Here is a 24,096-nt window from a genome sequence, read left to right on the forward strand (position 1 = left end):
AGCAATGCTAATTATTCGTCAATTGTACTTATGTTTGGACATTCAGGGAAATATAAAGCCATTAGATTTATAATGTCTTTCCCGTAAAGATTACATTGTCTATTGTTTAGAGTATAATTTTCTGCCTCACGAAAATTATCTCAGATTTATTAAATATGTTAACATACTGTCATTTGTTATATCGGCATCGGAAGCCACGGTCGGCGATAGGACATTGTGTTTAAGCGTACTTAAACAGCTTGAGCCTACATCAACGGGCTCAAGCTGTTTTATTTCAAAAGACTTTTTTCGCATATATTCGAATAGATAATAGCCACGATCCAACATATAAAATAATGATTGTAAAGATAGCTACAAAATACATTTGTGTTTCTTGTAAAGTCAGAAATTTTTGTATCAGTTCTCTTAATGTATCATTAAGACTAGGGAAAAAATATTTAATGGTCACCAAATATATACCAAATAAAGTACCTGAAGCAATCATTAAAGATTGTGTTTTAAATTTATAACAGATTGGCAGTATGAATGATATAGCGACCATAACAAGACCGATAATTATCACTATATCTTTCAATAAAACCAATGTCTCTTTTCCGTTTAAGAAGAAATTACCTAAATAAGTAATGATTATAATTAGTGATGTATATATCAATGAACCTATATATCTCGAACTAACAATTTGCTTTCTCGTATATGGAAGCGAATTAAGTAAAATATTAGCATTATCTTTTTCATCGTAAGAAAAGGACGTGGTAATAATCGCTAAACTATATAAGAATCCTATTTTTACTAGGGACACATTTATTAATAAATAAAGAATAATAGTAGCAATGTATAACAAAATCATTTTCTTTTGTATTAAAATATCTTTAAATATAAGGTTAACCATACAATCACCATCCTTTTTTCGTATAGTACATAATATCTTCAAGCGTTGGTTTTTCCACAATAACAGAATCCCCAAATATGTTTGCCACACGATTTTTATCCGCTGTTAATGCCTCAAAGCCTGCGTTCGATTTTCGAATCGCCACAAACTCTCGTTCCGTTTCCTGATCCAATAAATTCAATGTCCCTTTGACAATAGCATATTCCTCTTCAATCTTATAAAACTCCTTAGTGAATATATGTTCACCGTTATGAACAAAGGTAATATAATCCGCAATTCGGTCTAAATCTGTTGTTATATGTGTCGAGAAGAAAATCGTTTTATCTTCATCTTGCATTAATTCATGTAGAATATTTAGTAGCTCTCTACGAAATATCGGATCGAGCCCAGCAGTTGATTCATCCATAATAATTAATTCTGCATGATGAGCTAGCGCTATAGCTAACGAAGCTTTCATCTTCATTCCCTTTGAAAAGGTCTTCATATATTTGTTCAATGGTAGTTCAAACTGATCAACATAACGTTGAAAGGCGTCATCATCCCAGTTTTTATAGGCTGGTTTAATAATCCTTTTCATATCTTTTAACGTTACATTTTCATAAAAGACGTTTTCATCATAGACAAAACCAATACGTTCCTTTATTTCTTTTTCATGCTTCTTATAATCCATCCCAAACACTGAAACAGTACCACTATCTTGCTTTAGCAAGTTCATAATCAATTTGATTGTTGTAGACTTTCCTGCACCATTGCCCCCGATAAATCCAGTTACAAAGCCCTTTTTTACGTTAATAGAGAAATCTTTTATCTGAAATCCCTTAAAAGATTTATGAACATGCTGTAATTCAATGACATTTTCCATCTTTCACCCTCCGTATGTAGTAATGTAAGCATTTCCTTGAACTCTTTAAGGCAAATACCCTTTTCCATATAATGTGTATATACTCTATATACAATATATACACACTAGACATATTTTGCAAGTAATAAATTATGATTGAAAATAAAAAACAAAAACATGAGATTGTTAAATCACAAGCTCATGTTTGCTGTTTTTAATTATTTAGTTGATAATACTGCCAATTATGACCCCTAATTAGCTTTAGCTAACTATTTAATTGGGGCATTATTAATTGTTGATAATACTTCATTCACCTCGAAGATCTTCCCACGAATATCGGTAATGCCGAAACTTATTAATCGTTCTGAATGCATAGTTAAATATTTCTCAGCAGCTGTTTTGGTTTCAAATAAATATATCCCACCAGCTTCTTTAGTCGCAGCATTCTCAGTCCAAACCTTCCAAATAATACCCGACTCTTCGTTAATACTTTTTGCTAAATCAGCAAATGCCTCGGCCATTTCTTCACCGAATGGCCCGTCCATTGTAAAATCAACTTGTAATAAATATTTCATGATTAAAACTCCCACTTTTATTTTTTCTATAACAATTAGTAATTTTTATGGTTCTTCACCAGGTGTGGTGTTGATTTCTGTTCCGACTGGCACTTTATAGCTGCCGCTTCGCCTAATATAACTTGTCGTAATGATCGACAAAAGTATCGCTGTAATAATTGAAAAAAGTATCATGATTCGTTTAAACACTATCTTTCAACTACCCCTCTGAAGGATTTTTACTAGCGTTCCAACATATAATCGATAAACTGCAGCTTTTTGCCATTCATTTCGAACTTATTATCACTTATAGACACTTGTTTAAAACCATTCTTTTCAAGAACCCTTTGAGATGCAATATTATTTGTTGTTGTTTTTGCTTTAATCTTTTTGACACGGATTTCTGTTTCTAATAGTAGTTTTAAGGCTCTAGCCGCTATTCCTTTGCCCCCATATTCTTGTCCCACTCTATAACCGACTTCTGCTATATCATTCGTTGTATCTATATCTACTAAATTAATTCTTCCAACAATACTGCCTGAGTTATCTCTTATTAAGTAGAATTTCGATTTATTTTCTTGTTGTTCTGTTAAAAGCTCCCTATGTCTTATTTTAAATGTCTCAAAATTATAATAGTCTTCTCCACGACCAGGTACCATTTGTTCAAAAAATAGTCTATTATTCTTTTCAAACTCAAACAATTCTTCTGCGTCGCGTTCTTGTAAGCAAATAATTGAAATTTCCAAGCTAATTCATCCCCTCATCTTTTATGCTTTAAAACCAAATTTGGAAGATAAAAGCAAAAAAACAAACTCTTTACGATATCATACCTAAGAGTTTGTTTTTAATCTATTGGAATCTTGAAATGAAGATGTATAACCATTCGAATAAAGAGAAAAATCAACCATCTAAATCTTTTAATCGTCTCCGAATAGTAGCTTCTGAAACGCGAAGTATTCGTGCAATTTCCCGATTACTTTTTCCAGCATCCTTTAAATGTAGCAACTTCGATTCGTTTATGGCCACTTTTGGCCGTCCATTTGAATTTCCCCCTCGCCATTCCTTATTTTTCTTTTTACTTCTCAAAAATTGCCCTAGCATTTTCTCACCTTCTCATGCGTCATAACTCTAAATTATCAGTTATATAGCCTCTTTATAAAAAAGAAAGTAGACCTATATCTACTCTCTTGATTGTTTAGGAAAAATATAAAAATAAAAAACGAAACCAATAATAATTGCGGGTGGTAAAGCAATTCCTATATTTTGGACAAATGCACTTGCAAGTAGTTTTAAAATCTCAACAATATCTTTAGATAAAATATTTTGATACTGTTCTGCATCTGTCAAACCTTTAATCATTAAGGTTACAGCAAAAATAATGATATAACTAATTAAGCTATAATTAATACTTAACTTTATTTTTTCTTTATCATCGTTCTTTTCCTCTAATAGCAATGTTTCCACGCTGATATCAAGAATCTCCGATATTTTCAGCATATTTCTCTTACTTGGATAACCATTTCCAAGTTCCCATTTGGATATAGACTTATCACTTACTTCCAAAATTTCAGCTAGTTCTTGTTGGGTGATTCCTTTTTCTTCTCGATATCTTTTTAGTTTTAAACTTAAAATATTTTTCTCCATTTTATTTCCCTCCCATTACCTTAATTTATGGTTATTATCACATACTGGGAATTCTATTTACAGGAATTTTAGAAAATAGAGAAAAATAGACCGCTATATAAAAGTGCGACAAAACTCATTAAATAGGTTTTCGTCGCACCTTTTATTGGAAATCTATCTGAAATTACCTAAACCTTATATATTATTTTTCGGAAACTCCGTATGCAACAAGCTATAGATCAACATATCTTTACATTCTCCAGTAACACTATGGCATTCAAATTGTCTTAAGCAGCCTTCTTCCTTAAAGTTGAATTTCGACAATAGTTTCTTTGAAGCTATATTTTCCTCTGTAACAATTGCCTGTATTCTTACTAAACCTAACTGATCAAATCCTATTGATAATACTGCTTTAACAGCTTCCGACATAATACCTCGATGCCAATAGTCTTCAGATAATTCATAACCAATTTCAGCTCGTTTGCCTTCAAATTCACTTAAAAAACGTGTGGTTGATTTCCGTTCCGGCTGGGCGCTTTGTTGCTGACGCTTCGCTTTCGCACAGAGCAAAGCTTCCTGGGGGCGTCCGATGAGCCGCTTCACTCGCGTTGCTCGCTCCAGGGTCTCATCTGTGACGCTAATCCCCGAGGAGTCGCCCAGCCTCCACTCCAATCAACTTATATACATAGCATACGTTTTAACTAATGTCACCCACTGCTTTTGGTGATGATCCCCATATTATCCAAAAACACAAAGAGATTTTATAGATTCCCGTTCGCTTTATTATTGATAAACAAACGAAAAAGTACATTAGCGATATAGCTGCCAATGTACTCCTAAATATTTAAATTATCTATTATTCTTTACTTATTAATATTAATTCTTCATAGCCCTTTATATGTAAGCTTATTTGTTTTTCTTTATTCCAAATACTATAAGGATAAACTAAGCTAACAACGGTTTTTCCATCTTTCAATTCTATATTGGCTCCTCGTGCATAAAAAGACTCTCCCTTTTCATTAGTTAATGCCCATTCAAAAAATTGATTTTCATCCTCGGAAAGATCTGCGTCGACCATTAAAGATACATGCATAGAGCCATTCGTAAGGGTTGCTGATTGAAGTTGAATGCCCTCAACAGCATTTTCTGCTTTAAAAGGTTGCGTTACAATCGTTGTTGGTGTCAATGTAAACGACCATTTTCCATTAACAGTGACCAAACCTTCCTTTTTCGTCGAAAAATGGATCGTTTCGATTATTAATTGAGCGTTCTCTAAGGAAGGCCATGCCATTTCGTTGGACTCTAGTAAAAGTTCTAATATCATGGATTGATCGCTTTCTTTTAGCATATTCTTGTAAGGGCTTGCCGAAATGTCTGTTGGAGCGAGAGGCTTTGTATCTGAAATAAGGGAATCAATTTCTGTTCCTTTAGAATCATACATACGATATTCGATGAATACGTCGTAAATATCTTTTATATCAATATCTTTTGGTAAAATTTCCATTGCCAACCCTACTCGATAGGCATCAGCAAATGTATTTTTAAGTGTAACCGTAACATCTTGTGAACTTTGCGATATACTAACATATTGTACCTCTCCGTTTTGACTAGCAAGTTCAATCCCAGCGTCCTCGAACCCTAGAAACGCTTTTAGTTTGGCCATTGCTGTATCATTAGACAAAATCATACCCAAAGCGAGCACTGCACATGCAGCCGCAGCTGAAATAGGCTTCAACCAACTTTTTTTTGTCTTTTTCTTGGATTGAGAGCGAATCTCTATATAGGAACGATCAAAAGCTTTTTGCACAATATCCGGTATTTCTTGTTCTCTATTCATTTCCTCATGTAAACGGTCGTCTAATGATTTTTTCATAGTAATTGTGCCCCCTCAACATAATAATTATTTTTCAAATATTGCTTTGCTCTAGAAATCCTTGACTTAATCGTCCCTTCTGATTCATGAAGAAATTCGCTAATTTCCTTTGTCGTGAGTCCATTCACATAATAAAGCGTTAAAGCAATGCGATAGCTTTCATCTAGACTTTCTAATGCCTCATCAAGTTCAAGTGAAATTTGATCTTGGTGTCGTAGTTCATGCAATGTCGTCACATTTAGTGGTACAGTACGCTGACCCTGCTTCATAAAGCGATAGCAGTTATTTAAAAGAATTCGACAAAGCCATGTATGAAAATATTTTGCTTCTTTTAGAGAATCTATTTTTTCAAACGCAGTCAGTATTGTGTCCTGTAAAAGATCTGCAATATCCTCATCTTTCAAACCAAGTCGTTTTGCTGTCCGGTAAAGCGTCATTTCGTATTGACGGATTAATTGTATAAACGCTTCTCCATCTCCCTTCTTTGCTTTTTTTACAAGAAACTCGGATCGCATATAATCACCTCTTTTTCTCTTTACATACCGTTAGAGCATTTTAATTGATAGTTAGTTGCATCGATTTATTATTTTATTACACTAAAAAACCGACGAAATAAAGGTCGGTTGCCGCCTGCTATTAATTTAAAACGATTAACACTGTTTACTCTCCCGAAATAGGTATTTCCGATCTGTTCAAGGTTTTATAAAGTTGTCGAAAAATTGAAGGACTATAAGCCCCTATTTTGTCACAAAATAAGTAACAAGTCTCTCAATATATTATTGACATTCCTGCTTCATTCCATAATACTATACTTAAAATTTGAGTTTTTTTAGGTATAAAGTTCCGACAAAACTCAAAGGAGGAAACTATTTGAAAACCAGAAGCATTAAGCGACGATTATTGTTTTTTACATTAAGTTTGCTGTTATTGTCATCCGTAGTTAATTCCGTATTAGGTGTATGGATTGTTGGAAAAAATAGTAAAGAAGTTTTAATTGAAAAAGCTAATGAACAGGTCTATGAAATCGCCAAGCAAGCTGAAACTATATTAAATTCTGAGAACGATCCCATCCCATCTTTACAAGATTTTGTGGAATCAAAAGAACAACAAGAGAATGTGACTTATGCTATTGTCATTGATAACAATGTAAAAGCTGTAGCGCATAGTGATAAAGGGAAATTAGGAAAAACATATGAGGATGCATATACAATCGATGGTGCTAAACACGGAAAAAAGCAATTTAAGAGATGGTATGCTGAAGTTCAAGATATTTGGACATACGACATCATGGAGCCTATATATAAAGATGGTGAACTTTATGGCGTAATTGACATTGGGGTGCCTGAAAGCGGCATTCAATCTATTACAAACTCTGTACTAGGCTATCAGATTGTTACAGGCATAGTGAGTTTTATCATTATAGGTACTTTAATGTGGTGGATTATTGGTCGCATTGTTGCTGCCATTAAGAATCTCGAAAAGGTTATTCATCAAACTGCAAGCTTAGACTTTACTGAAAATCCTGAGTTAGATAAGCTATTAAATCATCAAGATGAAATTGGTCTTATGGCAAAAGGCATCTCTAGCATGCGCTCTGCATTAAAGAATGTTACCGTCAACATACATAACACTAGTTCCGAGTTATCAGATTCCTCTAACATTCTTATTCAAATCGCAGAAGATACGGTACGTACGACTGACGAAATTAGCTCAGCCATTAATGAAATGGCAAAAGCTACAGAAGAGCAAGCTCATGATACAGAAAAAAGTGCAGAACAATTAAATCAACTATCTGGAAATATTGATCGTGTTATTGAGCATACAGAGAAGATCGCTTCTATGACAGAAGATATTGGTCATTTAAGTAATCAAGGTGTAGAAACTGTCAACCAACTCTCTGTTTGGTCAGAGAAAAATCGCGAATCTTCACAACAGGTAAGTAACATCGTTCAAGAAGTAGATAAAACTTCATCTGATATATCAAGTATCGTTAATACAATTACAGATATCGCAACTCAAACAAATTTATTAGCTCTGAATGCATCCATTGAGTCCGCTCGCGTCGGTGAAGCCGGTAAAGGTTTCGCGGTTGTCGCTGATGAAATTCGAAAATTATCGGAACAGACATCTAATGCTACTGAGGATATTAAGAATAAAATCTCCGCAATTCAGGATATTTCTAAAAGTGCTGTGCAGGAAATTAGTACAAGTCTTAGTATTGTCGAACAAAATGCAAAAGCTACAAAGGATACTAGCGAAATCTTTCATACAATAAAGGTAGCGCTAGATCAAACGAGTGAAGTGGCACAAGGGGTGAAACATTTATCTCATGAGATGGATGAACGCAAGGAGCAAATCATTAGTGCCGTACAAAACATATCTGCTTCTGCAGTAGAAACCTCTGCTGGAACAGAACAAGTTTCCGCTTCCGCAAATGAACAACTTAAAAGCATTGAGACTGTCTCTGAAAAAGCTAAAGACCTAAATGCTATTTCCGATGCTTTAAGAGACGAAATGAAAAAATTCACTATTTAATATAAAAAAGCTGATTCAATTATGAATCAGCTTTTTTAGCACATATCTCTATATCAATTTACTTTCTTTCAGTAAATCATAGATGATTGTGTCTTTCGTTTTATGAATACCAAATTTACCTATTTGTTTTAACATAAATGGAGCATCTACATCTGTTAATTTTTTACCATCAAGTAAACGAGCAGTTGAAGATAATAAAGTACGAATGTCAAAAGTAGATGCAAATACTTCTGGAACGCCTCGATCAATATCTAATAATTGATAAACTGCTTCCATCGCTGTTCTCACTGAATACTCAGTTGTAAATACAGTGTCTCTTTCTGTTTCACTAAAGTTTCCAATGAAGGCTAGGTTAGCAGATCCATTAGGGACAACTAAAGGACGATCTCCCATTGCTCTAGGCATGAAGTAAGATGTTATATAAGGCATGTAACATGGAATTGTATTACAAGAATTTTGTGCTATATCCGGTATTTCGTCTACAGGCACACCCATATGGTATAACCACTCTTGTGCGATCTCAATTCCTGAACATTCCGTGATACTCTTTTTAATAAAATCACCTGGTTTATTAGATAGTAAACCATAAATCCAAACTACTAATTGGTCTTTTGGTTGATTTTTAAAATGCGGTTGTCGGTTCAACGTATAACTTAGCATCCAATTAGAATCTGTAGCCGTTACAATACCACCTGTAACTACCTTGCCTGCATACGGATCTCTTTTACTAATTTTTTCAATATACGGAGCAACTCGATCATCCAAAGTAGTTAGTGTCGCTGAAACAAACCAACTTTCTTCTGGAAGGTTATCGCAGAATTTTTCTGGTTTACCAAAATCAGAATCTTGGGAAGCGATGTTTTTCCAAAGTGACCAACTTCCTCCTAAATCAGTACTTATAGGGGCTGGTGTATTATTGTCACCATAAGTTGTACTCTCCGTGATACTACCATTTGTTACAAACACTAATTCATTTTCTGTTAGCTCAATATTCTTTTTCACACCATTTTGTTTTAACACTAAAGTATGGGCTACTTTTTTATCGCCAACTTTATCAACTAAAACATTCTCTACAACCGTATTGAATTGGAAATCAACATTATGACCTTCCAAATATTTAATCATAGGAAGTACTAAAGATTCGTACTGATTATATTTTGTAAATTTCAAAGCAGATAAATCAGGTAGACCCCCAACATGATGAATGAAACGCATAATATAACGACGCATTTCCATTGCAGAATGCCATTTTTCAAAAGCAAACATCGTAGACCAATATAGCCAGAAATTCGATTCAAAGAACTCTTCAGAGAAAACATCTGTAATTTTTACATCCTCTAATTTCTCCTCAGGAGTAAAGAATAATTTAATCATTTCTTCAGATGCTTTATCAGATAATGTAAACTTGCCATCATCCTCAAGTCTTTGTCCTCTTTTATCCATCAATCTACATTTTGAATAGTTAGGATCCTCTTTATTTAACCAATAAAATTCATCTAAAACAGAAGCGTTTTCTATTTCTAATGATGGGATTGAACGGAATAGATCCCATAGACATTCAAAATGATCTTCCATTTCTCGACCACCGCGAATAATAAAGCCTCTTGTCGGATTTAAAATACCATCAAGGCTACCACCTGAGATATCTAGTTCTTCGAGAATATGAATATTCTCTCCCTTCATTTGACCATCACGAATCAAAAAACATGCGGCTGAAAGTGAAGCTAACCCCGAACCAACAAGATACGCTGATTTCTCATCAACACCCTCTGGTTTTTTAGGACGTGCAAAAGCCTCATAATTACCATTACTGTAATACATAATACCGCCTCCATAAACTATTATCGTGATATAGCATACCATTATTTTGCACGGTAATGGTAAAATGAGAGAGAAATTAACAAATAATTCAATTTTAAAGTTAAACTTTAAATATACTATACCCTATTATTTGACATAACAATTCATTGCATTTTTATAAATTATTCATCAATATCTTTATATCAAAGGGATTATGCAATACTTGAAAATTAGATTGCCCTTGTAGCGATAATCTATAAAGCACTTGGATTATTGTATGATTTCCTTCTATAAGATTAACTATAAAGCTGTAAAAGTATACAAACTTTTAAAGGTAGCCTCGCATAATTATTATAGTAAGAAAATAAAAAAGTTGATGATTCAACGGCCACATTTTCTATTCGAATTTATTATTATTTAAATAATTTAACTATCTACACTTCCCTCTTGAGATTCGCTTAATGTAAGCTCTTATAGCAAATTCAAATATGTAAAAATAAACAAAATTAATATATATTCAAAAATAATGTTTGACAATCTTTTAGGGTGCTATGTAGAATAGGACAAGTGATTATGAGAATCATTATCAATTAAGGTGAACCATTATTTTTTTATTGATGATTGAGAATGAATCTCATTTCAACGAATATATGTTGTTAGTTAGGATGGTAACGGATGGAAGCAAGCGCGAGGAGCATAGAACAACAAGAAACGAATATGAAAAAGATTAAGAGCAGACCGCTTATTGCTTCTATTATTTTAATAGTAGGTACGATTTTATTAGCTTTAAGTATGAGCATGTCCATTTCATTTGGGGCTGCAGATATTAGCTTAAAAACTGTTTGGCAAGCTGTTTTTCAATTCGATGATTCACTTACACATCATAATGTCATTTGGGAGCTTCGTATTCCTAGAGCAATCGGAGGCGTAGTCGCTGGTACGTTTCTAGCAGTATCCGGAGCAATTATGCAAGGTATGACACGAAACCCTCTTGCCTCACCTTCTTTAATGGGTATTACAGATGGTGCGGTATTTGGAATTGCAATTACGTATGCATTTTTCCCTAATTCCCCATACATAATGTTTGTTCTTGCTTCTTTCATTGGTGCCGCGTTTGGCGCAAGTATTGTATATGGTGTGGGTGCATCCTCACCCGGAGGGCTCACACCTGTGAAGTTAGCGTTAGCTGGTGCAGCGATTAGTGCACTGCTTGGGGCCATATCTTCTAGTATTGCACTTTATTTCAATCTTGCCCAAGAGATAAGCATGTGGAATGCAGGAGGCGTTTCAGGTGTGAAATGGGTAAGTATTGATATGTTGCTACCGATAGGGCTTGTTTGTCTTGTTATAGCAATTATAATGTCGAGATACATCACCATCTTAAGTTTCGGCGAAGAAATTGCGATTGGGCTTGGACAAAATACAACCTTAATTAAATTTATTGGCACTGTACTTGTGCTTGTTTTAACGGGTTCAGCAGTATCTATGGCAGGTTCTGTTGGATTTGTTGGACTTGTTATCCCACATATGACGCGTTTTCTTGTCGGATCCGATTATAGATGGGTCATTCCATGTTCAGCAGTATTAGGTGGTTTGTTAATAGAAAGTGCAGATATGTTATCTCGTGTTATCAATCCTCCATTTGAAACACCAATTGGTGCAATTACAGCTTTAATTGGTGTTCCATTCTTCCTTTACTTAGCTCGTAATGAAGGGAGAGGGAAAATATGAGGCAAAGCATCTTAACAAAAAAGAATATTTCAGTTTTAGCCATTTTAGCTTGCCTAATTGTGTCGGTATTCTTAATTAGCTTAAATACAGGAACGTTTAAAATACCACCAATAGATGTATTAAAATCGTTAATTGGGTTAGGGGCTGAAGATCAATCTGTCATTTTATTCGAGTTTCGTATGCCTCGAATGATTATCGCGATTTTAGTTGGCTCAGCGCTAGCGATATCAGGGGCTATCATGCAAGGCTTATCTAGAAATCCACTTGCTGACCCTGGAATTATTGGTATAAATGCTGGTGCTGGATTAACAGTTGTTGTTTTCGTCTATTTTTTCTTCGGGAAAGTTGAGACCGGTACGCTAATATCCGTATTCATTCTTCCGTTATTTGCGCTAGTTGGTGCTTTATTAGCAGCGGTTATTATTTATACACTTGCTTGGAAGAACGGTGTTTCATCCACTCGTTTAATTCTTGTAGGTATTGCAGTCGCAGCAGGATTTAGTGCTGTTAGTTTAATCTTCTCCATGAAAATGACTTCAAATGATTTTCGTTTTGCAACCATTTGGTTAGCAGGAAGTTTATGGGGAACAGATTGGAAGTTTGTATTAAGTGCACTCCCATGGATGCTCATATTTCTACCAATTGCATTTTGCAAGGCACCTATATTGAATGTAATGAATTTAGGAGATGCAGCAGCGGTTGGCCTTGGTGTAAATGTAGAAAAGGAAAGACGTAAATTATTATTTATCGCCGTTTGTTTGGCTGGCGCATCGGTAGCTGTTGCTGGCGGCATTGGATTTATCGGATTAATGGCACCTCACCTCGCAAGGCGCCTTGTTGGAGGAAAACATCAAATTATGTTACCTACAGCAGCATTAATTGGTACTTTTTTATTACTATTTGCAGATTTAATTTCAAGAAGTGTACTAACAACTTCAGAAATACCAGTCGGTCTTGTTATTTCTATTATTGGTGCACCCTATTTTATTTATTTACTTATGAGGACAAAGTAAAAGGAGTCTTTTTTGATGGTAACTTTAGCAGTTGATACGGTATCCGTTGGCTACAATGAAGGATTAATAATAGACGGATTATCAGTGGCGATTCCCGAAGGAAAGATAACAACGATTATTGGACCTAATGGATGTGGGAAATCTACATTGTTAAAAACAGCTTCTCGTATTTTAAAGGCAAAACAAGGGACTGTTTATCTTGATGGAAAAGCAATTGACAAACAGTCAACAAAAGAAATTGCCAAGAAAATGGCAATTTTACCGCAGACAGCAGAAGTGCCGATGGGTCTTACTGTGTTTGAGCTTGTTTCATATGGTCGCTTTCCACACCAAAATGGATTTGGCACACTGAAAGAAGAAGATTATCGCTTCATCCATTGGGCACTTGAAGTGACAGGGCTGACAGAGTTTGCAAACCGTTCGGCAGAAGCTTTATCAGGTGGCCAACGTCAACGAGTATGGATTGCAATGGCACTTGCTCAAGGAACGGACTTACTTGTATTAGATGAGCCGACAACTTACTTAGATATGGCCCACCAACTAGAAATTTTAACGTTATTGAAAAAATTAAATCAAGAAGAAGGCCGTACAATCGTTATGGTCATTCATGATTTAAACCATGCTTCTCGTTTTTCTGATCATATGATTGCTTTAAAGGCTGGTAAACTGATTCACCAGGGAACTCCAGATGAAGTGATGACAAGTAAGACACTTCGAAATGTATTTGAAATTGAAGCACTAATCGTTTCATGCCCTGTAAACAGGAAGCCAATTTGTTTAACTTACGATTTAACAACGATTAATAATCTAGAGCAAATAAAAGCATAAAGGAAGGAACACTCCTCCTTTCTTCAAATAGATAGAGAAGGAGCATTCTAATGGGCGTTGAGCTTCTCATTTTAGCCTAAGAAGTTGAACACCCATTAGAATGAAATGGGTCACAAACAATTTATTCGGGAGGAACAAAATTATGAAGAAATTTAAACTAACGTTACTAACAATGGTATTAGTTGTTACATCTATACTATTTGCAGCTTGCTCTTCTGATAAAAAAGAGGAAGAAAAAACAGACGCTAAAACAGAAGAGCGTACAGTAGAGCATGCTAAGGGGGAAATTAAAATCCCTGCTAATCCAAAAAAAATTGCTGACATTAGTGGTTCAACAGAAGAATTATTAATCTTTGGAATGAAACCAATCATTACTGCAAATACGTCTCAAGAAGAAATTGATCCACATATTGCAGATCAATTAAAAGATGTAAAACCAGTCGGCTCCGCTTGGGGTGACAACATTAACATCGAAGCAGTAGCTGCTGCAAAACCAGATTTAATTCTTATAAATGATCGTCAAGAAAAAATCTATGATCAACTATCTAAAATTGCACCGACTGTTATGTTAAAAACTCCATTAGATCAATGGCGTCCAAAGTTCGAGGAGTTAAGTAAAATCTTCGATAAAGAAAAAGAAACAGACGAATGGTTCAAACAGTATGACGAAAAAGCTAGCAAGTTACACGATAAAATCGTTGCTAAAACTGGTGATGCGAAGTTCATGAAAATGGCTGCATATCCAAATGCATTCCGTATATACGGTGACTATGGCTACGGTAGCGTACTCTTTAAAGATTTAAAATTACCAGCAGTTTCAGGTACACCATTGGATGAAGCATTAGTACAAGTACAAAAAGAAGCTTTAATTGACTACAATCCAGATTACCTATTCGTATTTACAACAGGCGACGGTTCTCAGCGCTTAAAAGAATTCCAAGAAGAGACAATTTGGAAAAACATGAATGCTGTGAAGAACAACCACGTATTTATTATTAAAAATGATGCGGTCAATAAAGGTTACTTCCCTCTTGGTAAAGAAATGATTTTAGATGAAATTGCTGAATTTGTTCTAGGGAAATAATAAATTTTTCCTTGAAGTAATTGCTGCTGGTGCTGCACTTTCGCGCCAGAAAAAATGTGTTTGGATTTTGAATCGTTCCCGCAATTCATTTCTTTCAAAATCTGCAACATTAAAATGTACCCTATAAGATAGACACTAAAAAAAGTCTCTCTTACAGGGTACTTTTATTTATAATGAACATAACAACTAAATGGAGCAGAACTTATGTCAAAGAAACTATTTACTGATCAAGAACAAAAATTACTCAAGAAACATCCTTATGTAAAGGCTGTTAGTGAAAAAGGAATCACTTACACAGATGAATTTAGAGCAATTGCCATTGCAGAATATGAAAAAGGAAAATGTTCGCGTGAAATCTTTGATGATGCAGGATTTGATATCGACCTGGTAGGGATTCATCGAGCAAAATCAGCTTTGAAACGTTGGCGAGCAGCTTAAGAAAAAGGTATCTCAGGGTTTGAAGATACACGCAAATATCATTATGGACGGCCACTAGAACGCGAATTAAGTCTATAAGAAAGGACATGCTTGATTAGAAGCACAAATCGCCCTTCTTCGTGCACAAATGAACCCCTAAAAAAGATAGAATTAGGAGAAAGAGTGTTGAGAAAGAATTAACAGCGGAACAAAAATTTCAACTGATTCACACTGTTATCCAAAAATATAAATTACAGCGAATGGTACGTTATCTTTGCCAGATATTTGGTGTTTCTCGTTCAGGCTACTATCGCTACTTTATACAAGAGGCAAAATTGAAAAGACAAACACGCCATCAAGCAGATGAGACAGTCAAAGAAGTCATTTTAAAAGCGACGTCCTAAAGGAGCCCGTCAAATTAAAATGACGCTAGAACAACAGTATCAAATCACCTATAACTTAAAACGTATTGGTCGTATTATGAAGAAGTTTCAAATCGTTTGCCCAATTCGAAAAGCCAATCCATATCGACGAATGGCTAAAGCAACAAAGGAACATCGGACATTACCGAACTTGCTAAACCGCCAATTTAAGCAAGGAATCGCTGGAAAAGTATTTTTAACAGACATCACCTATTTGAGTTTCGGAAAAGGTAAACGCGCATACTTTTATACAATTAAAGATGGAGAAACCAATGAAACTTTGACATATGAAGTATCTGATAAAATAACGCTAAATATCGCCCTGAATACACTAAGGAATTTGAAGAAGAATGGTATCAAACTAGCAGAAGATGCATTCATCCACTGGGACTAAATCAATCCATGTCACGTCGAGGCAATTGTTGGGATAACGCACTACAAGAATATTCTTTGAGCATTTTAAAGATGAAACAGATTTAAAATCATGTGAAACACTAGAAGATGTAATACGAGAAATCAAAAGTTATATGACCTATTACAATCATTATCTGGGTCAGTGGAACTTAAAAAGATGACGCCTGCGAGACATCATCTTCTTCAAGTTTCTTAGAGCCATTTTTCAAATGTCCTTTACAAAGGGTACACTTTACATCCATCAGAGGCTTTTTCTTCATTCACATTCAGTAGATGTTAGGTCACCCATTGAAAAAGTGACTCATTCGATTTCATCTCAAATTCTTAACGATGAGAGTGTCTTCTGCTGAATAAAGATAAAAGTGGATTCTATTTCCCTCATGGTCTCCCGCTGGATTATTTCATTTTATAATGAAATAATTTTTTTTCTACGACAAATCCTGCTGCTAAATATAAATTAATGGCCCTTAAATTGTTTTCTTGAACACAAAGAGTTAACTCCTTAATGTTTTTATAAGCAAATAACTTAGACATTGCGAACCTTAATAAGTTGGTACCAATCCCTCTTTTTCTATTATCATTAGTTACAGCAATGTATTCAATTGTTCCTTCTCCGAATTCTGGATTTGCTTCAAAATATACATATCCCTTTAAATGATTATCTTCAATCAAAATATACAGTTTATTATACTCATTTAAGCGTTGAGTCATTTCATTTGAATTATAATAAGTTTTAGGAAACGTTTGTTGGTGCAACATACTAAATACATCTTGAAATTCACTACTATATTCCACAAAATCATTACTTTGTTCTAAGAGAATTATATTATTTTTATATGCCTTCAAAACTAAGTGGGTTCCATGTTTATTTAACTGTAACTTTTCTATTAAATATATAGCTAATGTATTTTCACTACTAATGAAAAATTCAAACTCTTCAATATATGAAGAGGTTTTACCGAACAAATAATCCCATAAATTATCTATCATAATTTCCTTTTTATTAATAAACTCATCTCTAATAAAAGGTCCCCAAACTTCAGCAGTGCATTTCTCTGAATCGACGTCAAATCCTAGAGCAGCTATAATAGTTTCATTTTCATAGATAACTGCAAAACAATCCTCTATTTTTAAGTCTGAAAAATCATTTTTCAAGGTATTATAAATCTCTAAAGATTTATCGCCGCAATAACCGGTACATTGTTCAATTTTGTTGTTGTAGATAACTAAAAATTCCGATAATTCCTCATTGCTTCTTGGAGGTTCGGGGTTGAATTGCATAAAATCCACCTCTTAATTAATAATGTCCTAACAATGCTTTTTGTTTAGCAACTTTTTCTGCTTTATTAAATACATAAATCCCAATAGTAAAATAAATAGTAGAATTAATTATTAAAAATAAAAAATTCCCCACATTTAAGGAAGAAATAGACAGATCATTGATTGTAATCTCACGAATTAATTGTAAACCATACATAAAAGGAGCAAACTTTAAAAAAGGAACAGTAGTTAGGGGTATAAATGTCATTCCCATTATTACAAATTGGAATATTTGTATTATATGACCAGATTCTTTGAGAATAATTGTAATAGATGATACCATATATCCTACTCCTAGTACTCCTAATAAGGTAATCAATAGAATTGGGGTAATAGACAATAAATCTAAATTTAATCTCTGTTTTGCAGTTAGCATAGCTAAAAGTAATAATATGGAGATGGAAACCATACTTATTATCACTACACTCACCATTCTCGTCATAAAAATAAACCATAATTTATAGGGTGTAATTGTCAATTGTTCTAATGTCCCTCTCCCTGCCTCACCAGAAATTTCTAATCCAATCCCTTGTGTTAAAGATAGAACTAAATACCAAAAAATATAATTCATAATAACCATTTGGATATTATAATCGTGACTTTCTGGATCACCTATTAGAGATATACCTAAAAAGAAACCAAGAAAAACAATATAAAAAATAATCAATTCACTTATAGTATTAGGTAAATATCTTTTCATATGTATCCATTCTCTTTTAAAGTTAACTTTAAATACATTAAACACTTCCATATATGATCTCATCTCCAATAAGATTAAGGAAAACTTGTTCAAAATTTATGTCTCTTTGTTCAAATTTCTCAATAGTTACATTAAGTTCTTTTAGAATTTCTAATAGTAAATAAATCTCATTATTTTCTTTTATATTAATTACTATTTCCGACTTATCTTCCAAATCTAAAGTTCCGAACATATTAGAAGAGGATAAGATTTTTTCTTTTTGATATTCTTCTAATTTTTTAGTTAATGTTATAATAAAGGACTTAGTATTAAATAAGCTGTTTAATTTATCAATAGTATTATCGGTAATTAAATTTCCTTTACTAATAATAACTACCCTTGAACACAATTGTTCAATTAATCCCATATCATGAGAACTTATTAATATAGTCCTTTTTTCATTTTCTACAATTTGTTTTAAAAATTGAATCATATCTTTATTCGATTTAACATCTAAGCCTAAAGTAGGCTCATCTAAAATAAGAATTTCTGAATCAGATAAAATTGCTATAATAATAGCAATTTTTTGTTGCATCCCACGAGATAAATTTTTTACTAATTCAAACTTTTTTTCGAATAAATCGAATTTCCTTAAAATGGAATCGATATATTCCCCCTTATTTTTAATTGAGCAACCTCTAATTCCTAAAAAGTATTCAATATTTTCAATTACAGTTAAACGCCAATATAAATTTCTATTTCCTTCTAAGACCGTGCTAATATACTTAATACTTTTTTTTGAAAATAACTCATTTTTAACATACACACGTCCTTCATCTGGATTAATTAGACCACATAATATTTTTATTAATGTTGTTTTACCAGCACCGTTCGAACCTAATAAACCTACAATCTCACCCTTTTGAATTGTAAACGAAATACCATTCAATACATTTACATTATTAGATTTTGAAATATACCTTTTTTGAATATTTTCAACAGTAATCATTTATACACCTCACTTTATTAGAAGAACTAATATTTATTAAGATTAAAATTTTATTGGGTTAACAAATGGATAAGCATTTCTTAACTCCAAAAAATTTCTATAATTAGCAACCTCTTGCATTAATTCTATTGTTTTTATTTGATCTACGCCCCTTCTTAACCCCATTGCAATTTTAAAAAGACCTTTGCTTTCTATAGTATTTGGAATAATCACTTCATATCTGCTGTCTCTAAAACCAAAACTGGAACCATGATAAAAATTAATTTTTCTCTTTTTAACCTCATAGGCTAAAACCCCTAAAAGAAATCCATGATTATCCAAATTATCCTCTTTTAAATGAAAAACTACGAATGGTGATTTTGCCCATTCAAAATTAGAAATTAGTGAGGGGTGCACAACTTTTTTGAATAGCCCATCTGCTTGAATTTTTTCCGCTAATAACTTATTATTCTCATAAATAAGATTGCAATAACGTGTATATAATTCTTTGTTAAACACAAATCGATTATCTAACAACGCTAATTCTTGATATGTTAATCCTGCTCCCAAAATGGTTCTCACTTGCCTAATATAATTTGTAAAGACCTTAGCATTTGGTATGTCTAGATTATTTTTTAACGTATAAACGCTGATAACTCCCCCATTTGATAGTTCTAAGCCTTGCTGATCTAATTTAAGAATAGAATGAACTTGTATAACTATTATATAAGGATAATTTTCTAAACTTTTTAGAATTTTTCCTATTTGATGATAATTTCCACTTAACGTAGTATCTACAATCAATACCCTTAATCTATTAGGTGTAGAATTACATAAGGTTTCTAAAAATTTATTAAGATTAAATACTTCTAAATCCCAGTTATATCGGACTAACTCTATAAAAAATACGTCTGTACTCTCTACCCAGTTAAAAAATTCATTTTGTTTTCTATAACTTGTAATTTCAATTGCTTCACTTCTATATAAATCTGTTAAGACCCTTGTTTCAAAGTATTCACTCCATGTACTAACAACTAACTTTTTACTTTCCGATGGTTTATACATAGCAAAATAACTTTGTAAAACTGTTGAAATTGCTGCCATACCACTTGAACATAAGACATTACTTAATTCCCAATTAGCATGGACATCTCTATAAAGACTAATTTTTTCTTCAAGGAAATCTGGCTGTATATTTCTTTCATAACTAAAACTAATTTTGTTGGATTGGGGCAGTTTTTTTATTGTATTTAAAGGTGGCGACTTCAAATGTTTGTTAGTAATGTTTTGAACATAGCTCATCCAAATTTCCCTTATCTCCATTGTTAAAGTATTAATTTCATTAAAAAATAATTCAGGGCTATTATTACTTTTAATTGTATGGATAATCTTTTCTACTTTTTCTATCCAATTATAATAATCTTCAGTATTTATCTGATTTGCAAATAAATTTTTAAGTTCCAATAATTCCTCAATATTATCTAATAATAAATCTTGATTAATTATCATAATTAATTACCTGCCTTAATAAAAGTTGAATCTTTTAAAATCCACTCATCTGGTAGATGATATCCATGCATATTTCTAGCCATACTATTAACATATGCACCTACAGGATTCATTAATAAGCCATCGTTAATCTTCAGAGGCTTATGTCTTACTGAGGAAATAAAAACATCTTTCTCGTAGCAAGTATTCCCAAATATAACGTGTTCTTCTTCTGTAGTATTCATGGAATCTGAATAGCTATGTACTAAATAAGGATATGCCCAATAAGTTAAATTCCAAGCTGAACAATCTACAGTAATTATTCTTTTATTAATAGATAAATCTGAAGATTGAACCTTTGAGTATAAATATCCACTCATCGCTAAAATTAACATTCCTGGTTCAACTACTATTTTTACTTCTCTGTTTAACTGTCTATTTATTTGTAATACATATTCTTTAACTATTTCCCAACTTTTTTTTACTTCTATTTCATCTGAGTATAGATAAGTTAATCCCCCTCCAATATTGATTACTTCTAAATCTTGAAATTTATATGATAAAGAATAAATATACTCCATAGCTTCTTTAATTATAGAAGAGTTTTGTAATTCTCCAAGATGGAAGTGTAATTGCTTAATTTTTAGCTTTTTATTATTTATAAATTGAATAAATTCATCGGAATCTATATTTATACCAAACCTACTTTGCTCACCATAAGTTATGTCTGGATGTATATTTTTTAATGGTACTTTTACTCGTACTCCGACTTCATTTAAATTATATTCTTCAACATACTTTTTTAATTGTGAGAAACTGTTGAAATCAGGTAATATATTTCTTTCAAGTAACTTTTCTAAAAATTTTTCGTTATATGCAGGTGAAGTAGAATAAACAGGGTTCATCCCTATTTCCTCCACTATTTCAAATTCATGAATAGATGCCACATCAGCACCTAACCCAAGATCAGAAAGTAATTTTAGTACTATTTTATTTCTATTTGCTTTTATAGCAAAACATAGTTCTACATTTGGAATTATTTTAATATCATTTCTTATTTTTGATACTGTACTAACAATCGAATTATAGTCATATATAATGGCTGGGGAACCAATAGATGGCTCATTATCCAATAGGAAATCAGATATATTTGGATAAATACTCATTTTTTCTCCATTACCATAGTAATTATTTTTAAAATCAAGTTTGAAGTCATTACACCTTCTACTTCGCTTTTTCCAGGTAATAATTCAACAATATCTAGTCCTATAACTTTAACTTTTTTTACTATTTCTTCGATTATTAATAACAACTCTTTATAGTCGAATCCACCAGGAAGAGGTGTTCCAGTTGCTCCCATAATTAATGGATCAATAACATCAACATCAAAAGTTATATAGTATAAAATTTCAGTATCTAAATTTTTTATAAATATTTCCATATCATCCAATATACTCCTGTCAGGATACATCCTCACTTTTTTATGTTCATACTTTTGAGAGGACAATTGTCTTACACCAATTTGAATTACTTCGACAACATTTTCAATTTCTAGTACCTTATCCATGAAATTCCCATGGTGTAATTTTTCTCTCCAATTTTCCATGTTAACAAGACCAAAGTCTGAATGTGCATCAAATTGTATTACTTTAATTTTTTTATCTTTTGATATTCCCTCTATACATGGATAAGCAATTGAATGATCTCCCCCAATCGTAACTGGAAAAATATTTTTAGAACTAAGTTTATAAATTGTTTCTTTTAAAGCATCAAATTGAGAACCATTTTTCGAAAATACAATTGCTTTAATATCTCCACAATCAGCTAAATGTATGTCTTTAAGTTTTTGAGTTCCATCAATTGGATCGAAATAACCTTCTAAGTTTCTTGAATTATAATTATAAACTGCTCTACTTACTTTTCTTATATAGTTAGGAGCAAATCTAGTACCGGGTCGATAAGTAACATTCAAATCATATGGCATACCAATAAATGCTACATCACACCAATCTCCACTTAAACACTCTTTAATTGAAACTAATGGAGCATTAAAAATACCATTATTATTTTCAAACAAGTCCCTTTGAGGGTAATAAAATTCAATAATGCCTTCATTTATTAGATAATCTATAATCTCAATTGCTTTACCTTCATTAAGATTATAATTGTCTTGTATTTTTTTTAAGGCTCGTTCTTTATTAACCGGTATATTGAATATTGAAATTATATTTAACATTTGTTCATTTAATATTACTTCCCAACCAGACTTATAATCCCAAATTTTATCTTTACTATCCTCTTGTAAAAACACTACAGATTCTTTAACTTTATAAAATTTAGTTCCCTTCATTTTTTACCTCTTCAATTTTAATTAGTTTCCCATCTTTCAATAAGTATTCTATTGGTAAAGGTATTTTGTTAAATTGTCTAGAATTAGTAATGGTATACGCTCCAAATGCACACATCATTAATTTTTCACCTACTTTTATATCTATAGGCAAATGAAATTTCATCGTATTTCCATTTGTGTCTCTTCCAAAAATATCCCCCTCATATAAGGTATTACCTGTAAGTTTATATTCAACTAAATCTGAGTCTGAATTTAAACTATCAATTGGTATTACTTGTGGCTTATGCCAAGGTGCTAAATTCCATGCTGATGAATCCAAAGTAAGTAAATTTACATTAAAAAAGTCATGATATTCTTTTGCCATTATTTTCGTAATTAGATATCCGCATCCAGACAATAAAGCACCGCCCGGTTCAAATCTAAATTCCATTTCTCGACCGGTTTTTCTGCGCCAATTATTAACAATATCTCTTAGTTTATAAAATACTTCTTTTGTTTTATTCCGACTTATATATAAATGGAAAAAGCCTCCTCCAAAATCGATGGTATGAATATTTTCATATTGTTCTGCTATAGCTAAAAGGTAGTTAGCTTTATATAATAATGAATCAGGGGTCATTTGCCCTGTGTGTACATGCAATCTAGTTATATTTAGATTGTATTTTTTTAATATCGGTTTTAATTCAGGATTACTAATATTTAATCCAAATCGGCTATCCTTACCATATGTGGAGTTGGATTCCAGTTCTTTAGGTAAAGGAATTCGTATGCGTAACCCTATGTCTGTATTTGGATGTCGATAGCCATACAATTCTATTTGTGAAATTGAATCTAAATCAATAATTACATTTTCTTCATAAAAAAAATCCATATCATTTTCAGAAAAAGCTGGACCAGTTGTTGTAATTTCTTTGAATCCTGCATTTTTTGCTAGTTTATATTCCCCTATACTCGCTACATCACACCCAAGCCCGCTTTCAGCATAGATTTCCAATATCTTTGGAGTGTGTGTAGCTTTCACCGCTAAATTTAGTTTAGTATTTGGGACAACGCTAATATCTTCCTTGATTCTTTCAATTACATCACCCATTCCATTAAAATCATATATGAGTGCTGGAGTTGATATAGTTTTTATTATTTCAAATAATTCCTTAGGTGGCTGAGAATATAATGGTTCAAGGATTTTTCCAATACTTTTATTCATATATTATGTTCCCCTTTCATATCAATAAATACCTACTCAGAGA

General features: G+C 32.7%; 22 protein-coding genes and 1 pseudogene. 6 read left to right on the forward strand and 17 right to left on the reverse strand.

Going from position 1 to position 24,096, the window contains the following annotated elements:
* Nucleotides 1-274 precede the first annotated feature (274 nt).
* The 9 genes from ACIQZA_RS10355 to ACIQZA_RS10395 all read right to left on the reverse strand — a co-directional run bounded on the left by ACIQZA_RS10355 (nucleotide 275) and on the right by ACIQZA_RS10395 (nucleotide 6,295).
* Entirely contained in the window at nucleotides 275-889 is a 615-nt protein-coding gene (locus tag ACIQZA_RS10355; RefSeq protein WP_402881235.1) for an ABC-2 transporter permease, read from the reverse strand.
* 4 nt (nucleotides 890-893) lie between these two features.
* The gene (locus ACIQZA_RS10360) at nucleotides 894-1,751 is read right to left on the reverse strand and encodes an ABC transporter ATP-binding protein (protein WP_402881232.1); all 858 of its coding nucleotides are present in this window, start codon (nucleotides 1,749-1,751) and stop codon (nucleotides 894-896) included.
* Between the two features lie 248 nt (nucleotides 1,752-1,999).
* Nucleotides 2,000-2,305, reverse strand: a complete 306-nt coding sequence (locus ACIQZA_RS10365) for a monooxygenase (RefSeq protein ID WP_402881230.1) — start codon at nucleotides 2,303-2,305, stop codon at nucleotides 2,000-2,002.
* Nucleotides 2,306-2,526: 221 nt separating this feature from the next.
* Nucleotides 2,527-3,030 carry a GNAT family N-acetyltransferase gene (locus tag ACIQZA_RS10370; RefSeq protein WP_400940280.1) on the reverse strand — a complete coding sequence of 168 codons (504 nt, stop codon included), beginning with the start codon at nucleotides 3,028-3,030 and terminating at the stop codon, nucleotides 2,527-2,529.
* 154 nt (nucleotides 3,031-3,184) lie between these two features.
* Nucleotides 3,185-3,385, reverse strand: a complete 201-nt coding sequence (locus tag ACIQZA_RS10375) for a helix-turn-helix domain-containing protein (protein ID WP_400940283.1) — start codon at nucleotides 3,383-3,385, stop codon at nucleotides 3,185-3,187.
* 78 nt (nucleotides 3,386-3,463) lie between these two features.
* Entirely contained in the window at nucleotides 3,464-3,928 is a 465-nt protein-coding gene (locus ACIQZA_RS10380; protein ID WP_400940286.1) for a helix-turn-helix transcriptional regulator, read from the reverse strand.
* Between the two features lie 174 nt (nucleotides 3,929-4,102).
* Nucleotides 4,103-4,510 (reverse strand): GNAT family N-acetyltransferase, encoded by a 408-nt coding sequence (locus ACIQZA_RS10385; protein WP_400940288.1) that lies wholly within the window; start codon nucleotides 4,508-4,510, stop codon nucleotides 4,103-4,105.
* A gap of 253 nt (nucleotides 4,511-4,763) precedes the next feature.
* Entirely contained in the window at nucleotides 4,764-5,780 is a 1,017-nt protein-coding gene (locus ACIQZA_RS10390; RefSeq protein ID WP_400940290.1) for a DUF4179 domain-containing protein, read from the reverse strand.
* Entirely contained in the window at nucleotides 5,777-6,295 is a 519-nt protein-coding gene (locus ACIQZA_RS10395; protein WP_400940292.1) for an RNA polymerase sigma factor, read from the reverse strand. Before ACIQZA_RS10395 ends, ACIQZA_RS10390 begins: the two co-directional genes overlap by 4 nt.
* A 355-nt stretch (nucleotides 6,296-6,650) precedes the next feature.
* On the opposite strand from ACIQZA_RS10395, the gene ACIQZA_RS10400 reads away from it, so the two are divergent.
* Entirely contained in the window at nucleotides 6,651-8,315 is a 1,665-nt protein-coding gene (locus ACIQZA_RS10400; RefSeq protein ID WP_400940295.1) for a methyl-accepting chemotaxis protein, read from the forward strand.
* A 48-nt stretch (nucleotides 8,316-8,363) separates the two neighbouring features.
* Here ACIQZA_RS10400 and ACIQZA_RS10405 read toward each other — a convergent pair whose 3' ends face one another.
* Nucleotides 8,364-10,136 (reverse strand): oleate hydratase, encoded by a 1,773-nt coding sequence (locus ACIQZA_RS10405; protein WP_402881227.1) that lies wholly within the window; start codon nucleotides 10,134-10,136, stop codon nucleotides 8,364-8,366.
* A 654-nt stretch (nucleotides 10,137-10,790) separates the two neighbouring features.
* On the opposite strand from ACIQZA_RS10405, the gene ACIQZA_RS10410 reads away from it, so the two are divergent.
* The 5 genes and pseudogenes from ACIQZA_RS10410 to ACIQZA_RS10430 all read left to right on the forward strand — a co-directional run bounded on the left by ACIQZA_RS10410 (nucleotide 10,791) and on the right by ACIQZA_RS10430 (nucleotide 16,220).
* Complete coding sequence (locus ACIQZA_RS10410) at nucleotides 10,791-11,846, forward strand: FecCD family ABC transporter permease (RefSeq protein ID WP_402881225.1); 1,056 nt, start codon at nucleotides 10,791-10,793, stop codon at nucleotides 11,844-11,846.
* A complete protein-coding gene (locus ACIQZA_RS10415; protein ID WP_400940301.1) occupies nucleotides 11,843-12,859 on the forward strand; it encodes a FecCD family ABC transporter permease in 1,017 nt (338 codons plus the stop codon). Before ACIQZA_RS10410 ends, ACIQZA_RS10415 begins: the two co-directional genes overlap by 4 nt.
* Nucleotides 12,860-12,874: 15 nt before the next feature.
* Nucleotides 12,875-13,687 carry an ABC transporter ATP-binding protein gene (locus ACIQZA_RS10420; RefSeq protein ID WP_402881224.1) on the forward strand — a complete coding sequence of 271 codons (813 nt, stop codon included), beginning with the start codon at nucleotides 12,875-12,877 and terminating at the stop codon, nucleotides 13,685-13,687.
* A gap of 142 nt (nucleotides 13,688-13,829) precedes the next feature.
* The gene (locus ACIQZA_RS10425) at nucleotides 13,830-14,771 is read left to right on the forward strand and encodes an ABC transporter substrate-binding protein (RefSeq protein ID WP_402881222.1); all 942 of its coding nucleotides are present in this window, start codon (nucleotides 13,830-13,832) and stop codon (nucleotides 14,769-14,771) included.
* 204 nt (nucleotides 14,772-14,975) lie between these two features.
* Nucleotides 14,976-16,220: pseudogene (locus tag ACIQZA_RS10430) on the forward strand (IS3 family transposase).
* A 200-nt stretch (nucleotides 16,221-16,420) separates the two neighbouring features.
* Here ACIQZA_RS10430 and ACIQZA_RS10435 read toward each other — a convergent pair.
* Genes ACIQZA_RS10435 through ACIQZA_RS10465 form a run of 7 tightly spaced genes read right to left on the reverse strand, consistent with a single transcriptional unit; the run spans nucleotide 16,421 to nucleotide 24,053 of the window.
* Nucleotides 16,421-17,305 carry a GNAT family N-acetyltransferase gene (locus ACIQZA_RS10435; RefSeq protein WP_142508716.1) on the reverse strand — a complete coding sequence of 295 codons (885 nt, stop codon included), beginning with the start codon at nucleotides 17,303-17,305 and terminating at the stop codon, nucleotides 16,421-16,423.
* A gap of 16 nt (nucleotides 17,306-17,321) precedes the next feature.
* Nucleotides 17,322-18,095, reverse strand: coding sequence for an ABC transporter permease (locus ACIQZA_RS10440; protein ID WP_142508717.1), 774 nt, complete (start codon nucleotides 18,093-18,095; stop codon nucleotides 17,322-17,324).
* Nucleotides 18,082-19,032 (reverse strand): ABC transporter ATP-binding protein, encoded by a 951-nt coding sequence (locus tag ACIQZA_RS10445; protein ID WP_142508718.1) that lies wholly within the window; start codon nucleotides 19,030-19,032, stop codon nucleotides 18,082-18,084. Before ACIQZA_RS10445 ends, ACIQZA_RS10440 begins: the two co-directional genes overlap by 14 nt.
* Before the next feature lie 42 nt (nucleotides 19,033-19,074).
* Nucleotides 19,075-20,520 (reverse strand): PLP-dependent aminotransferase family protein, encoded by a 1,446-nt coding sequence (locus tag ACIQZA_RS10450; protein ID WP_402881219.1) that lies wholly within the window; start codon nucleotides 20,518-20,520, stop codon nucleotides 19,075-19,077.
* Between the two features lie 2 nt (nucleotides 20,521-20,522).
* Nucleotides 20,523-21,665, reverse strand: coding sequence for a hypothetical protein (locus ACIQZA_RS10455; protein ID WP_142508720.1), 1,143 nt, complete (start codon nucleotides 21,663-21,665; stop codon nucleotides 20,523-20,525).
* Nucleotides 21,662-22,849, reverse strand: coding sequence for an arginase family protein (locus ACIQZA_RS10460; RefSeq protein ID WP_142508721.1), 1,188 nt, complete (start codon nucleotides 22,847-22,849; stop codon nucleotides 21,662-21,664). The genes ACIQZA_RS10455 and ACIQZA_RS10460 overlap by 4 nt, the downstream gene beginning before the upstream one ends.
* The gene (locus ACIQZA_RS10465; protein WP_402881215.1) at nucleotides 22,836-24,053 is read right to left on the reverse strand and encodes a diaminopimelate decarboxylase family protein; all 1,218 of its coding nucleotides are present in this window, start codon (nucleotides 24,051-24,053) and stop codon (nucleotides 22,836-22,838) included. The genes ACIQZA_RS10460 and ACIQZA_RS10465 overlap by 14 nt, the downstream gene beginning before the upstream one ends.
* Between the last annotated feature and the right edge of the window lie 43 nt (nucleotides 24,054-24,096).

The organism is Lysinibacillus sp. NPDC096382 (genome assembly GCF_044762845.1).
Lineage (GTDB): Bacteria > Bacillota > Bacilli > Bacillales_A > Planococcaceae > Lysinibacillus.